Consider the following 14,041-nt stretch of genomic DNA (forward strand, 5'->3'; position numbering starts at 1 on the left):
CCGCGACAGGCCCTAAGGCGTCACGACGGGGAAGGCCTTGTCCGGCGGCTCCGACGCGTACGAGAGGAGGCGGGCCAGGAGTTCCGGGTCGCCGTCCGTCTCGATGCCGGTGAGGCCCTGGCCTGCGAGGACGCCGAGAAGTTCGGCCCTGGTGAGGATGAGGGTGAGGCCGGCGTGCGGTTTCGGGGTGTGGTGGACGGGCATCGCGCGGTGGGTGAGGGCGCCGTTGTGGAGGTTCACGCGGTGGCGGCGCTGCTCGTCGATGACGACGAGGTCGAGGGTGAGGCGGTCGTCCCAGGCGCGCGGGCCGTCGATCCGCACGGCGAGGGAGTCCAGGAGCATGCTCACGGTGAGGGCGGAGGCCAGCTCGGCGTTGGCGGTGTCGAGGGTGACGCGGCCCGCCCCCTTGCGCAGCTCCATGGCGGCGGTCAGGTAGAAGTTGCGCCAGGGCCCGTTCTCCGAACCCTGCCCGAGCCTGTCGTAGACGCCCGCGAGGGTCTCCTTGGCCTCCGTGTTCCCGGGTTCGGCGAAGACCACGTGGTTGAGGAGCGTGGCGGCGAAACGGAGATCGCCTTCGTCGGCGTACGCACGGGCCTTCGCGAGCGCCCACTCCGCGCCGCCCGCCAGGTCCACGTAGCGCCGCGCGAGTTCGACCGGCGGATGCTCCCAGAGGTGGGCGGGGTTGCCGTCGTACCAGCCCATGTACCGCTGGTAGACCGCCTTGACGTTGTGACTCAGTGACCCGTAGTAGCCGCGCGCGTGCCAGGACTGCTCCAGTGCGGGCGGCAGCCGCATCTCCTCGGCGATCTCGGTTCCCGTCAGGCCGTTGTTGAGCAGGCGCAGCGTCTGGTCGTGCATGTACGCGTACAGGTCGCGCTGCTCGGCGAGGAAGCGGATGACGTTCTCGCGTCCCCAGGTCGGCCAGTGGTGGGAGGCGAAGGCGACGTCGTACGTGTCGCCGAAGAAGTCGATGGCCTCGTCGAGGTAGCGGGCCCAGACGCGCGCGTCGCGGACGACGGCGCCGCGCAGGGTCAGGATGTTGTGCATGTTGTGGGTCGCGTTCTCGGCCAGGCACAGCGCGCGCCGCTCGGGGAAAAGGAAGTTCATCTCGGCCGGCGCCTCGGTGCCGGGGGTGAGCTGGAAGACGATCCGGACGCCGTCGACTGTCTCCTCCTGCCCGGTGTGCGTGATGTCCACGGTCGGCGGGATCAGGCTGATGGTCCCGGTGGAGGTGGTCGTGCCGAGGCCCGCGCCGATCTGGCCGTCGGGAGCCTTGGGCAGCCGGTCGCCGTACATGAAGCTCGCGCGTCGGGTCATCGCGTTGCCCGCGTACACGTTCTCGCTGACGGCGTGCTCCAGAAAGCCCGCCGGAGCCAGAATCGGCACGCCCTCCTCGGCACCGTGCGGCAGCACACCCCGGGCGCCGCCGAAATGATCGCCGTGCGAGTGCGTGTAGACGAGACCGGTGACGGCCCGCTGCCCACGGTGCTCGCGGTACAGCGCGAGCGCCGCCGCCGCGCACTCCACGGAAATCAACGGGTCGACGACGATCACACCCCGCTCGCCCTCGACGACCGTCATGTTCGACAGGTCGAGCCCCCGCACCTGATAAACACCCTCGGTGACCTCGTACAACCCCTGCCGCGCACACAACCGCGCCTGCCGCCACAGACTGGGATGAGCACTCCCAGGACAGTCGTCCTCCAGAAACCCGTACGCGTCCCCGTCATAGACGACCCGCCCCTCCCCGTCCCTCACCACCCCGGGCACCAACGCCGCGATGAACCCCCGATCAGCGTTCTCGAAGTCGGTCAGGTCCTCGAAGGGCAACTCATCGCGCGACGCGGCATCCATGGGGCCAGCCTGTGCGGCACACGGGCGCGGAGCTAGCGGGGTGGGCCGTTCGGGCTGGGGGCACCGGCAGTGACGAACCGCCGCCAATGCTCCAAGTGCGGCGTAGTGTGACCATGATGCGCTGGGTGTGGGGCGCGTCACACACTGCTACGAAACAGGCCGCCGGGGGTTCCTGACGGCTGTGCATCTGGGGGGCCTCATGCACGAGATGGTCAAAGGCGGCAACGTGGGTCTGGCGTCCTTGAGCGAGGACACCGGCTCCGTGATGGTGAGCCTGAGCTGGAGCAGCCCGACAGGGGAGGGCGACGCGGATGTCTCGGTACTCCTGCTGACCGCTGACGGCAAAGTACGCGCCGACACGGACTTCTACTTCTACAACAACCCCGTCGCGCCCGACGGGTGCGTGCAACTCCTGGGCAAGTCCCCCACGGAGGACGGCAACGAAGACCGCATGACCTTCGACCTGACCGCGATTCCACCGGAGGTCGAGCAGATCGTCGTCGCCGCGAGCCGCTACGAAGGGGCCAGATTCGGGGATCTGCACGACCTTCGTCTGTCGCTCGCCGACGGCGCCGGGGAGAACCTGCTGCGGTTCTCCATCGAGGACGCCGGAGCGGTCAGCGCACTGCTGTTCGGTGAGCTCTACCGGCGGGGCGGCGACTGGAAATTCCGGGCGATCGGACAGGGGTACGAGTCGGGGCTCGCCGGTCTGGCCACCGACTTCGGCGTCGACATCGACGACGAGGCGGAGCCGGAGGACGCGGAGGTGGAACCGGAGGACGGGGAGGCAGTGGCGGAGGCCGTTGCCTCGGCCACTCATGCGCTGACCTCGGCCACGAATGCCTCGGCCGTCGCCATTCCCATCCCGGCGCAGGCGCAGGCAGAGACGGTGAGCGCGCCCGTTGAGGCCCCGGTCGCCAAGGCGGCGCCACGCCCTCGTACCGCCAAGAAGAAGATCACCCTGCCCAGGGTGGCCAAGAAGTCCCTCGCCGAGAACGAATCCTGGCGGACTGCCCGGCTCTTCCCCGCCTCCGCTCTGAAGAGCGACCGGGAGAGGGAGACCCGGGCGACGTCCGTGCTGCTCTCGGTGATGGCGCAGGTGCCGGAGTTCGGCCGTCGGCTGACGGCGGCCTTCGGAGCGCCGGCCGGGCGGATGGAGACGTTCACGGAGGTCTCCCTGCCGAACGGGGATTCTCCACGGCGGCCGGACGGCGTGATCCGGGTCGAGCGGGCGGGCAAGCTGTGGACCGCGCTCGTGGAGACGAAGACGAACGGGAACGCCCTCAAGCCGGACCAGGTTCAGGCGTACGCCGACATCGCCGCGCGGCGGGGCTACGAGGCCGTGATCACCCTGTCCAACGACGTGCAGCTGGACGGCACTCCACTCGTCGACGTCAAGATGGACGGACGGCGCAAGAACAAGGTGGCGCTCTGGCATCTGTCGTGGGCCGAGGTGACCCATCAGGCGCAGATGCTGATCCGCCACGAGGGTGTCGCCAACGCCGCCCACGCCTGGCTGCTCCAGGAGCTCCTGCACTACCTCCAGCACGAGAACTCCGGCTGCCACGGTTTCCAGAACATGGGCCCGGCCTGGGTGCCCGTGCGCAAGGGGATCGACGACGAGACGCTGTGCCAGGGCGACCCGCGGGCGGTGCACGTCGTCGAGAGCTGGGAGCGGCTCGTCCGGCAGGTGTGCCTGCGGCTCGGCGGCGAACTGGGGCAGAAGGTGCTGCCCGTCCAGCGGGCCAAGCGCGGCACGGATCCCCGGGCCCGCCGCGTGGCCCTGGCGGATCAGCTCTGCCTGGACGGGAAGCTGGACGCCGAACTGCGTATCGAGGGAACGCCCGGCATCCTCGCCCTCTGCGCGGACCTGCGCACGGGCAAGCTGCGTACGTCCATCGAGATCGCGGTGCCCGAACAGGGTTACCCGCTCACCTGGGCCAAGCGGCTCGTCCGCCGGCTCGACGAGGCCCCGGCCGACCTGCACGTCGAGACCCTCGTCGCAGGTGAGATGGGTGGACCGCGAGGCACACTGGAGCGGCTCCGCCCCGAACCGGCGGACGTGCTGCCCAAGAACGGCGCCCGGATCTCAGGGTTCCGGCTCTCCCTGTTCCGGGGTATGGGCAACACCCGCGGCAATGCGGAGTCCGGCTTCATCCGCAGCGTCGATGAATCCGTCGACCGTTTTCACACGAACGTAGTCGTCCACCTCGACCGCCGCGCACCGCGGGCTCCGCAAGGTGTGGAGGCGGGTGGCGCGGGGTGAGGTGGACAAGGGTCGAGGTGGACGGGTGACGGACCAGTCACTGCGGGTGGGTCAGAGACGGTCCATCCGGGTGTAGGGGCTGAGGACGCGGACCTGGCGGGCGCCGAAGTCGACGAGCATCGCGATGCCCTCTTCGACGCCGACGATCGTGCCCAGGCCGTACTGGTCGTGGGAGACACGGTCTCCGAGGGCGAACTCCTTGGCCACGGGGACGACCGGGGCGGCGAAGGGGCTGGTGGGCAGGTGGCGCCGGGGCGCGGATGGCTTCGTCATCGTAGAACCAGTATGGGCCCTATTTTTTCGCGCGGTAGAGCTTGAAGGTCTCGATCCCGGCTCTGGATGGAGTTCGCGGGTCAGGGGATGGCTGCCTGATCTTGGCGGGGGTGCGGGGGTCTCACGGCCGGTCACTCTGGGTTGCGCTCGGGCTCGGATGTCGGTTTCGGGGCCGGAATCGCCGCGCCCCAGGGGGACGGAACCAGGCGGTTGCGGACGTCCGCGCCGATGCGGAGGCCCAGGTCGGAGGTGCCGGAGGGGAGCTGGGCCGTGCGGGCCGGGAGTTTGCCCTCGGCGGGGTGCTGGGCGAAGAGGGCGACGGTGACGGTGAGCTGTTCGTCGTACGTGGTCTGCCAGAGGGTGCGGGTTCCGGCGCCGCCGGTGTGCGTGGCCGGGGGGCCGGAGTCGCTGTACGCGTATTTGGCGATCACCTCTCCGGCGTACGGCTCCATCGCGCTGCGGGTGCGGGGGCGGGCCGTGTACACGGTGTGTCCGGCCCGGGTGATCTTCCCGACCGTGTAGGGCGTGGCGTACGTGCCGTGGGCCGCCGCCGTGGCCCATGCCGACGCCAGCCGCAGCGGCGTGGGCGCGGTCTCGCGCGGCAGGCCGGACAGCGGATCGCCGAGTTTCGTCCAGGCGAACGGCTCGAGGGCCGTGCCCGCCTCCACCGCGCCGTCCAGCGCCTCGTTGAAGGGCTGCCTGGCGTAGTCCGCGCCGCCGTACAGCACGCGGACCGCGCCGTCGCCGGGCACCAACGCGACGACGGAGGTGTGGAGTTGGAGATCCTTGCCGTCCTTGCCTGAAGGTTTGCCTGAAGGCTTGGCGTCGGCCACCAGTTCCGCCGCCGCGTTCTGGGCCGCCAGGTCGAAGGTGGTGTGGACGGTGTAGCCGCCGCGGGCCAGCTCGTCCTGGGTGATGCCGAGCCGGTCGGCCGCCTCCGCCGCGGCAGCGTCGATCAGGTACTGGCGCTGCCCGTCCGTGTCACCCGGCGGATAGAAGCGGAAGGCGGGGAAGCGCGCCGAGCCCCGCTGGGCGGCCGTGATGGCACCGCTGTCGGACATCGCGTCGAGCACCCACTCCCACCGGCTCACCAGTTTCGCCGTCACCTCCGGATCGGAGCCCGCCTTCTCGTAGTACGAGGGGATGTTGACGATGCTCGCGAGCGCCGCTCCCTGACTGACCGTCAATTCCTTTGCGTCCACGCCGAAGTAGTTCCGGGCGGCGGCCTGGATGCCCGCCGCTCCCCGCCCGAAGTAGACCGTGTTGAGGTACCCCTGAAGGATCTCGTCCTTCGACCGGGTCCGGTCCAGCTTGACCGCGATCAGGGCTTCCCGCGCCTTGCGGGACAACGTCTGCTCGGGGCTCAGCAGCGCGTTCTTCACGTACTGCTGCGTGATCGTCGAACCGCCCTGGGGGGCACCCCCGGTCACCGCGGCGAGCGCCGCCCGCGCGATCGCGGTCGGGGCGATCCCCGTGTCCGTACGGAAGGACCGGTTCTCGGCGGCGATCACCGCTTCCTGTACGTGGCGCGGGACTTGGGACAACGGCACCTCCTGCCGGTCCACCGGACCGCGCCGGCCCAGGTACTCGCCGTGCGAGTCGACGAAGACCGTGCTCTGCATCGCCGTCTCGGGGTGCGGCTCGGGAATGTCCGTCATCCGGTACGCCACCACGGCCGCGCCGACGAGGGAGAGGAGGAGGACGAGGAGTACGGCGAGGGCGCGGCGCAGCCGGCGGCCACGGGTGCGTCGGACCCGCGTACGGCGGGCACGGACACGGCGTACGAGGCCGGCGCGATGTGCGCGAGCGGCAGTCGCACCGGCCCGTACAGCCGCGTGCACGGCGGCCTTCATCCCGCGCCTCACGAGGAGAAGTCCTGGCTCGCGATCACACCGCCCGCCGAGTCGTACACCGTGACTCTCTCGGTGACGCCGCCCAGCCCATCCGATGACGACCTCAGGGCCGCCGACACCTTCACCTCCGCGTACCAGACGCCCCAGCCCGGCTCGCCCGCCAGCGTGAGAGCCGTACCGTCGATGTCACCCGCGACGGTCTCGATCCTGACGAGGGCCGGTTCGCCCTCGCCGTAGAAGATGCCGGAGAGGAAGGACACGCCGTCCTCGCGCCCCGACTCCTGGAGGCTGACACCGGGACTGCTCAGGTCGAGGTTGCCGTCGGTCACGCTGCGGAACTGGGTGGGCTGGTCGGGCTCGGTCCAGTGCTTGCCGTCCTCCGTCAGCCAGATCTTGGTGCCCGGCGAGACCTCCACCCGCTCGCCGGGGGTGACGACCCGCACCTTCCCGGCGTGCGGCATGGAAACGGAAGGCGTCGGAGAGACGCTCGCGGCCGGGGGCGTGACCTGCTCGCGCTCGCCCGGCCCGGCGGGCACACCCTGGCGGAGCACGACCACGGCCAGCGGTACGAGCAGCACCCCGCAGGCGGCACCGAGCACGGCCGCCGTACGACGCCGCCTGCGCCGGCGGCCTTCGCGCGCGATGGCCGCGATCGGGACGACGGAGGGCGTGACGTCGTAGGCGACCTCGGCGAACACCTCGCGCAGCCGCTCCGCCTCGGCCGCAGGACTCTGGAGCTGTTGGGGCTGCTGGGAACGGGAGGGGTGGTTCATGGGCGGGCTCCGGAAACGGGGTGGCGGCCGGCGAACAAGGGGTGGACGCGCAGGGCCTCCAGGCCGCGCCGGGCATGGGTCTTGACCGTGCCGACCGAACAGCCGAGCAGCTGCGCGATCTCGGCCTCGCCCAGGTCGTCCCAGTAGCGCAGCACCAGCACGGCACGCTGCCGTGCCGAAAGGGAGTTCAGCGCCTGACTCAGGGCAGCCCGCTGCTCGACGGCCTCGGCGTGCCCCGGTACGCGCTGATGCACCCGCTCGGGCAGGAACGGGGTCAGCAGATGGACGACCCGTCTCCTGCGCACCCGGCTGAGGTTGTTATTGACCAGCGAGCGGCGTACGTAGAAGTCGACGTCGTCGCGCGGTATGCGCCGCCAGCGGGCGTACACCTTGGCCAGCGTGGTCTGCACGAGATCCTCGGCCTCGTGGAAGTCACCGGTGAGCATGTGCGCGGTGCGGACGAGGCGGGGCCAGGCCGCGGTGGCGTACTCGGCGAAGTCGCCTTCCACGGAACCTTCGACGGAACCGTCCATGGAACCGTCCACGGAACCATCCATGGAAGCGGAAGGGACTTGGGGGGCGTCGGATGAGGTCTGCTGCACGGCCGGCGGGGTCCCTCGGATCGGGTACGTGGGGGGAGGAGGGGGATGGGGATGGGGCGGTGCGGGGGAGTCGGGACCTGAACGACCCGACTCCCCCGCCCGCGGAATCAGTTCTGCGGCAGCTGCGCGTAGACCTTGCCTCTGGTGTCGTACACGGTGATGGTGCCGAGGGCGTCGAGGCCCCCGTCGTCACCCACCGGCACATCGGCGGTGGCGTACCAGACGCCCCAGCCGGGCTTGCCCGCCAGCTCGAGGAGCTTGCCGCGCACGGTCCCGGCGGAGGTCTCCACGGTGACCCGCGAGGCGGTGCCCTTGCCGCCGTAGTAGAGGCCGGAGAGGACGACGTGCCCGTTGTCGCTCTCCGCCTGCATCGACACGCCCGGCTGACTCCGGTCGATGTTCCCGTCGATCACACTGCGGAACTGCGGGTCCGAATCCCCGGGCGTCGTCCAGTACTTGCCCTCCTCGGTGAGCCAGAGCTCGAAGCCGGGGACGCCGCCCGCGACATGTTCGCCGGGGGCGACGATCTGGGCCGAAGGAGCATGCGTGTTGGTGCCGTACGCCGCCCTCCCCGGCGCGGCGGCGTACGACACCGTGGGCGCCCCCACCAGCGCGGCGGCGACCACCGCGGCGGCCAGGTACTTCTGCATCCGTGTCATGAACGGACAACTCCTCGTGTTGCGCGGCCCGTTGGGGATCCGCATGAGTGAGATGAGCGATACGGGACGGAGGGCGCCTCTCCACTCCTTCAAACTCCCGGGGGACACAGCCGGGATGACACCGGCACAGGATTTCTTCCTGTGGTGTGTTTCGATGTGCGACGTACGGGACCTGTACGCACGGCACGGACCGCCGGGTTGCACGGGACTTCGGAAATTTCCGCGAACTCCGGCGAGGGGCATGACCGAGGAAGAGTTCGACGCGTTCTACGCGACCGCGTTCCCCCGGCTGACCGGCCAGCTCTACGCCTTCACCGGGGACCACGGCGAGGCGCAGGACGTCGTCCAGGAGGCGTTCGTACGCGCCTGGGACCGGCGGCGCGAGTTCCTCGCCGACGGTGCACCGGAAGCATGGATACGCACCGTGGCGATGCGGCTCGCGGTGAGCCGCTGGCGCCGGGCGCGCCGCTGGCTGGAACTGGTGCGCCGGAATCCGCCGCCGGAGCACGTCCCCGGGCCCGGCCCCGAACACGCCACCCTCGTCGCCGCGTTGCGCACACTGCCCGAGCCGCAGCGGATGGCCATCGTCCTGCACCATCTGTGCGACCTCAGTGTCGAGCAGGTAGCCTCCGAAACCGGCGCCCCCGTGGGGACGGTCAAGGCCCGGCTGTCCCGTGGCCGGGCGGCGCTGGCACGGGACCTTTCGGCGGGCGACGCGGACTCGGCCGACCCGGCCGGCACAGGGGAGAGGGAGGACAATCGTGTCCGATGAACTCACCTCCGAACTCCGTGAGTTGGCTGTCACCGGCGAGACGCCTCCGCCGCTGTCCGGCGCGGAGATCCGCGGCAGGGCGGTACGCCGCAGACGCCACCGCCGTACGGCCGCCGTCGTCGTCGGCGCCTCCGCCGCGGCGGCGCTCGCCCTGGTCGTGGCCCTGAACCTCGGTGGCGGCGACACGAACCAGCACCCCTCCCCGGCGGCGAGCCCCACCGGCAGGCCCACCACCCCCGCGACGGCCGACGCCGTGGTCGACCTGTCCCGACGGGTGGTCACGGTCGCGGGCCGCGAACTGCCGCTCTCCTCCGGCTCCGCGCAGACCCCCACGCCGGCGGACCGCATGACGGTCACCGCCAGGGTGACCATGAAACTGATCCCCGCCGAGGAACTCGGCTACAAGGGCTACGACCTCAAGGTCCCCTGGTTCATCGAACTCCGCGCCGCCGACGGCAAGACGAACTACATCGCAGGCCTCGCGTACGACGAGAAGGCTCCCGGCAACTACGACCTCACGTCCGGCTGGATCGGCCTGCGCGAGAGCGACGCGGAGTGGCTGTACGGGCAGTTGAAGGAGGGGTCGGTGGTCGACATCGAGGGGACCGCGCCGACGCCGACTCCCGTGTCGACACCGACCGTCACATCGCCCACGGACACGGCCACCGTCGGCCCCTAGGATTCCTCACCATGGAAATGACAGGACTCCTGGTCATCGCCGCGATCATGATCGCGAGTTTCGCCGGACTCGAAGCCAAGCTGACCCGGGCCGACCGCAGAATCGCCCGCGTCGAGAAGAAGATCGACCTGATAATCGGCCACCTCGGCATCCACGCGGACGATCCCGAGCTGCCGGAGGTCGCCGCGTTCCTGCGGGACGGCAAGAAGATCCAGGCGATCAAGGCCTACCGGGCGGCCACGGGTGCCGGTCTCCAGGAGGCCAAGGACGCGGTCGAGCGCATGGAGTGAACCGTCCGTGAACTGCCCTACCTGTCAGCCCTGTTGAGTGTCTGGCTGATCGGCGGGCAGGTCGGTTGACTCGTCTTCGGGTTGGTCTGCTGGCTGGTTTGCGGGCCGGTCTGCGGGCTGGTTCGGGGGCGTTCCTCCGGCGAGGATGTTCTGGAGGCGCTGGGTGCCCAGTTGGACGGCCTGGTTCGTGAAGTCCTCCTCGGCGCCGCCGAGTCCGCCGTTGGTGAGGGAGACGGCCCTGTCGCCGACCCGCACGGCGGCGAAGTCCAGTGTCAGCGTCGGGGTCTCGCCGTACAGGTCGCCCTCACCGCTCATGGTCATCCGCAGACCCTCGCGGGCGTCGCCCACGCCGGGCAGCGCCGCAGGGACCACCCGTACCGTCTGCCGCTCGCCCCTGACATCGGTGGCCGTGAACTCCGCGCACTTCTCCGGCAGCGTCCGCAGCCAGGCCATCTTCGCGTCCACTTCCGCCGGTCCCCCGTACGCGGCGACCTGGTAGCGCAACTGTGCCTCGGTGTCGCTCTCGTCGAGGCCGACGACCGCGCCGGCCCCCTTCGGCTTGCCCAGCAGATCCTCCGCGTACAGCCCGTCCAGGAGCCGCTGACAGTCCGCGACATCCGTCCTCCCCTTGAGGAGACCGTCCCGCCAGGTCGCCCCGCCCTGCGTCGGGGACCACCGCTCACCCAGCTCGGCGGGGCCGAGGAGGGCGTCGCGGGCCTGCGCGGCCGTGAGTGACGCGGTGGCGGAGGCGCTGGGGGACGCCGTGGCGGTGGGGGACGCGGGCGATACGTCGAACTTCGCGCTCTCGGGCCGCTCGAGGAGCGAGCAGGCGGATGCCGACATCAGTACGCCCGCGGTCAGCGCGGAGGCGAGGGCGCGGGAGGCGTGGGCTCGCGAGGTGAGAACGCGAGTGGCGGGGACGCGGGAGGCGGGCACGCGGGGCGGGCGACGGGTCATGGCGGGGGCCTCCTGGGGGCGCGACAGTTACCCCCACGCCACCACCGGACCCCGGACCCCACCAGCGCACCGGTCCGTCCGGGTGAGTGGGTGCGTCGGGTGCGTCGGGTGAGTCCGCACGATCGGGGGAGATCGCGGGAGATCCCGGGTCGCCGCGTCAGCCGGCCGACACGCGGACCCGTCGGCTCCCGCACACCGCGCACACCGCGTCGGTCAGCGGCGACCTGATGGCGGCGCCGTCCTCGTCGACGTACTCCTGAGTGCCCTGCCCGGTCGGGTCGAGCGGGTCGGTGAAGAACATGACCTTGAAGGTCGCCCGCCAGGTGTGTCCGCAGTTCCCGCAGGCGAACGCGAAGGTCTCGGAGACCGCGCCGGGGTCGGTCGTCATGCCTCCAGCGCACCCCGGGCGGCGGGGTCCGGCAAGTCGGGACGGGCCCGTCGGCAGCGGGCGGCAGGTGATCACTGCCTCCGGCGGGGGTGAATATCTGTCGTGGCAGACAGAGAAATTGGTTCGCAGTGCGGGGAGTTTCTTTATTCCCCTGAGTGGGGTGAGATAGTGCGCCCCCCTCGCCGCCCGTCCCGTGCTAGTGTCGATATCAGTTGCAGTTGTGGTTCCCAAAGTCTTGGAGCCGACTTTCCGGTCCGTACCGGGGAGTTGGCTTCTGAATATCCGGTGCTTTTTCCGGAGGGGGCAACATCGCGCAGACGCGGACCCACACAGTGTGGGTCCTCGAGCTTTGCCCCGAAGGAGATTTGACATGGCTACTGGCACCGTGAAGTGGTTCAACGCGGAAAAGGGCTTCGGCTTCATCGAGCAGGACGGCGGCGGCGCCGACGTCTTCGCCCACTACTCGAACATCGCCACCCAGGGCTTCCGTGAGCTCCAGGAAGGCCAGAAGGTGACCTTCGACGTCACCCAGGGCCAGAAGGGCCCCCAGGCGGAGAACATCGTCCCCGCCTAGTCCGGGACCCCCGCTGACGCCTGACTCTTGAGTCGGCCGACGCTTACAGGTGGCCGGGACCTGCACCCTGAGGTGCGGTTCCCGGCCACCTGCTTTTTGTTTATTCACGCATTAAATTTCCGGCGAATTTCCCGTGACGCCGTGCCCGCTTTCCGGTGCTGGGAAACTTCCCCCGCGGAGGCACCATGCGTTGTGTGATCGCCCGTTTCCCCTTCGACCTCATCAAGAGCGAGGTCGAGCACTCGATGGCGGCCGTCCAGCCGGAACCCGTCACCGGTCAGTCCGTGGTCATCGGTTCCCGTACGTACCCCGTCAAGCAGGTCGGGGAAGTCATCACCCGGCAGGACCGTCGCGACTTCACCGAGTTCGAGGTGGCCCGTGCGCTTACCCGTCTTGGGTTCGTGTGCCACGCGGCGGCGCCGGCGCCCGCGCGGGCTGCGCTCAGCGACTGGTCGGCTGAACCGGCGTAGTGGGGTGCGGGGTTGAGTTTTTCGCCCCCTCCGCCCCTTCCCGTCCCGTTCCTGGGGGCTGCCGCCCCCAGACCCCCGCTGTCGCGCTGACGCGCTCGTCCTCAAACGCCGGACGGGCTGAAAGATCTCTCCCCGGCCGGGGCCAAAGATTTCAGCGCCGGTCGGGGAAAGATTCAGCCCCTCCGGCGTTTGAGGAGCGGGGTCTGGGGCGGAGCCCCAGGTACGGGACGGGTAGGGGCGGAGGGGGCGAAAACCCCCACCCCCCTCACGGGCGCCCCAGCCTCCCCTCCCACGGCGCGCCCGGAACCCCCGTTCGGACCCGTTTCGACGTGAAGTCGACCGTCGCCTCCCGGCCAAGGGCGACGCGGGCCGTGATGCGGCGCAGGTCCCCGGCGGTGTCGAGCGAGTAGGTCGGCGGAGTCGTGGGGCGGGGGCGCGCGGAGGCGGTGGGGTGGATGGCCGGGCCGTCGGCGCGTGACCATGAGTGCTGGTCGGCAGGGCGGTCCGCGGCCACGGACAGTGCCAGTTGCAGGGCCTGGTCCAGCGGAGCGTTGCCGTAGGGGCGACGCTTCCACTGGCCCGGCGTCAGGGCGCTCGCCCGCCGCGCCGCCTGGACGGCGGTGGTGACAGGCCCGGGTGCGGCCGGCCTCGCGGTGTGCCCGGAGGCGTCATCGGGGGCGGTCACCGGGGATCCGGCCACGGCGACGCCCTCAAGGTCCCACGCGAGCAGCCCCCGCATGATGTGATCCCCGTCCATCACCTCGTACACGCCGACCGCCCGATGAACCCGGTAGTCGGCCACGGCGCGCACCGTCACCGCCCCGCCCCCCGCCGAGGGAAGCCGCACAGTGACCTCCGAGGGACCGGCCTTGGACGCCGTCCGGAACCGGGTCAGCGCGATGGCCGTGCGCTGAGCCCCGTCCGCGGAAGCGCTGTCGCCGTTACCGCCACCTCCGTCTCCGCCTCCGGTGACGAGCAAGGCGACCAGCCCGCCCGCGACCGCCGTCGCCGCCACGGCCGACACCCAGACCTTCCCGGCAAGGGACACGCGGGAGACTCGGGAGATACGAGAGAAGCGCATGGGTCGTCTCTACATGCGGGTGGGACGACCGTCGGCCGACGCCGGTCGGCGGGCCGTTCCGCGTCACCCTCCCGGGCGCACACCGGCGTCTCGGCCGGCGGAGTCTCAGACCGCCAGGACCGCGCGGACCGTCTTGCCGCCGAAACCGGTGCTGACGACCTCCAGGCGGTTGGCGAGCAACTGGACCATCGCGAGACCGCGGCCGCTCTCCGAGTCGGTGTCCATCGGACCGAGCCTGGGTCGCCCGGGGCTGTCGTCGTGCACCTCGACGGTCACTTCGCCGTGACCCACCTGGAGGCGGAGCCGGCAGCCGGTGCGGCCGTGCAGGACGGCGTTGGCGACCAGTTCGGAGGCGATCAGCGTGGCGTCGTCGACCTGGTCGGCCGTCGGTGCGTTCATCCGCGGCCGGGTGAGGAACGCCGACGTGAGCCTGCGGGCCCTTCCCGCCGACACCGCCGTGCGCGGCAGTGTGTACTCGACGCGGGCGGTCGGCCGGACGGCGCGCTCATGCGCACGCATGACACCTCACTCCCCTCCAGGACGGTCGGTA

At 70.6% G+C, this 14,041-nt stretch carries 16 protein-coding genes; 6 read left to right on the forward strand and 10 right to left on the reverse strand.

Features of this window, described 5'->3' with window-relative positions:
* Positions 1-12: 12 nt before the first annotated feature.
* Complete coding sequence (locus tag OG219_RS24720) at positions 13-1,854, reverse strand: alkyl/aryl-sulfatase (protein ID WP_266829925.1); 1,842 nt, start codon at positions 1,852-1,854, stop codon at positions 13-15.
* Between the two features lie 199 nt (positions 1,855-2,053).
* Between OG219_RS24720 and OG219_RS24725 the strand changes: the two genes are divergently transcribed.
* The gene (locus OG219_RS24725) at positions 2,054-4,120 is read left to right on the forward strand and encodes a TerD family protein (RefSeq protein ID WP_266829927.1); all 2,067 of its coding nucleotides are present in this window, start codon (positions 2,054-2,056) and stop codon (positions 4,118-4,120) included.
* Between the two features lie 51 nt (positions 4,121-4,171).
* Here OG219_RS24725 and OG219_RS24730 read toward each other — a convergent pair whose 3' ends face one another.
* From OG219_RS24730 to OG219_RS24750, 5 genes are all read right to left on the reverse strand, one after another.
* Positions 4,172-4,393, reverse strand: coding sequence for a hypothetical protein (locus tag OG219_RS24730; protein ID WP_266457980.1), 222 nt, complete (start codon positions 4,391-4,393; stop codon positions 4,172-4,174).
* Between the two features lie 131 nt (positions 4,394-4,524).
* Positions 4,525-6,258, reverse strand: coding sequence for a transglycosylase domain-containing protein (locus tag OG219_RS24735; RefSeq protein ID WP_266829929.1), 1,734 nt, complete (start codon positions 6,256-6,258; stop codon positions 4,525-4,527).
* Positions 6,255-7,019, reverse strand: a complete 765-nt coding sequence (locus OG219_RS24740) for a hypothetical protein (RefSeq protein ID WP_266829931.1) — start codon at positions 7,017-7,019, stop codon at positions 6,255-6,257. Before OG219_RS24740 ends, OG219_RS24735 begins: the two co-directional genes overlap by 4 nt.
* Positions 7,016-7,552, reverse strand: a complete 537-nt coding sequence (locus tag OG219_RS24745; protein WP_266836217.1) for a SigE family RNA polymerase sigma factor — start codon at positions 7,550-7,552, stop codon at positions 7,016-7,018. Before OG219_RS24745 ends, OG219_RS24740 begins: the two co-directional genes overlap by 4 nt.
* Positions 7,553-7,728: 176 nt before the next feature.
* A complete protein-coding gene (locus OG219_RS24750; protein WP_266829933.1) occupies positions 7,729-8,280 on the reverse strand; it encodes a hypothetical protein in 552 nt (183 codons plus the stop codon).
* Between the two features lie 241 nt (positions 8,281-8,521).
* Between OG219_RS24750 and OG219_RS24755 the strand changes: the two genes are divergently transcribed.
* Genes OG219_RS24755 through OG219_RS24765 form a run of 3 tightly spaced genes read left to right on the forward strand, consistent with a single transcriptional unit; the run spans position 8,522 to position 10,021 of the window.
* Entirely contained in the window at positions 8,522-9,052 is a 531-nt protein-coding gene (locus OG219_RS24755; RefSeq protein ID WP_266829935.1) for a SigE family RNA polymerase sigma factor, read from the forward strand.
* Positions 9,042-9,731: a L,D-transpeptidase gene (locus OG219_RS24760; protein ID WP_266829937.1), complete on the forward strand. Its 690-nt coding sequence runs from the start codon at positions 9,042-9,044 to the stop codon at positions 9,729-9,731. Before OG219_RS24755 ends, OG219_RS24760 begins: the two co-directional genes overlap by 11 nt.
* 11 nt (positions 9,732-9,742) lie before the next feature.
* The gene (locus tag OG219_RS24765; RefSeq protein WP_266829939.1) at positions 9,743-10,021 is read left to right on the forward strand and encodes a ribosomal protein L7/L12; all 279 of its coding nucleotides are present in this window, start codon (positions 9,743-9,745) and stop codon (positions 10,019-10,021) included.
* Positions 10,022-10,045: 24 nt separating this feature from the next.
* Here the strand turns inward: OG219_RS24765 and OG219_RS24770 are convergent, their stop codons facing one another.
* Together OG219_RS24770 and OG219_RS24775 are read right to left on the reverse strand one after the other, a co-directional pair.
* A complete protein-coding gene (locus OG219_RS24770) occupies positions 10,046-10,978 on the reverse strand; it encodes a hypothetical protein (protein ID WP_266829941.1) in 933 nt (310 codons plus the stop codon).
* 157 nt (positions 10,979-11,135) lie between these two features.
* Positions 11,136-11,366 (reverse strand): hypothetical protein, encoded by a 231-nt coding sequence (locus tag OG219_RS24775; RefSeq protein WP_266457946.1) that lies wholly within the window; start codon positions 11,364-11,366, stop codon positions 11,136-11,138.
* A gap of 370 nt (positions 11,367-11,736) precedes the next feature.
* Between OG219_RS24775 and OG219_RS24780 the strand changes: the two genes are divergently transcribed.
* Together OG219_RS24780 and OG219_RS24785 are read left to right on the forward strand one after the other, a co-directional pair.
* The gene (locus OG219_RS24780; RefSeq protein ID WP_010986199.1) at positions 11,737-11,940 is read left to right on the forward strand and encodes a cold-shock protein; all 204 of its coding nucleotides are present in this window, start codon (positions 11,737-11,739) and stop codon (positions 11,938-11,940) included.
* A gap of 185 nt (positions 11,941-12,125) precedes the next feature.
* On the forward strand, positions 12,126-12,410 hold the full coding sequence (locus OG219_RS24785) for an SCO5918 family protein (protein ID WP_266829944.1): 285 nt from the start codon (positions 12,126-12,128) through the stop codon (positions 12,408-12,410).
* A 265-nt stretch (positions 12,411-12,675) separates the two neighbouring features.
* Here OG219_RS24785 and OG219_RS24790 read toward each other — a convergent pair whose 3' ends face one another.
* Positions 12,676-13,491: a hypothetical protein gene (locus OG219_RS24790; RefSeq protein WP_266829946.1), complete on the reverse strand. Its 816-nt coding sequence runs from the start codon at positions 13,489-13,491 to the stop codon at positions 12,676-12,678.
* A gap of 105 nt (positions 13,492-13,596) precedes the next feature.
* Positions 13,597-14,010, reverse strand: coding sequence for an ATP-binding protein (locus OG219_RS24795; protein WP_266829948.1), 414 nt, complete (start codon positions 14,008-14,010; stop codon positions 13,597-13,599).
* Positions 14,011-14,041 lie beyond the last annotated feature (31 nt).

The organism is Streptomyces sp. NBC_00038, from assembly GCF_026343635.1.
Lineage (GTDB): Bacteria > Actinomycetota > Actinomycetes > Streptomycetales > Streptomycetaceae > Streptomyces.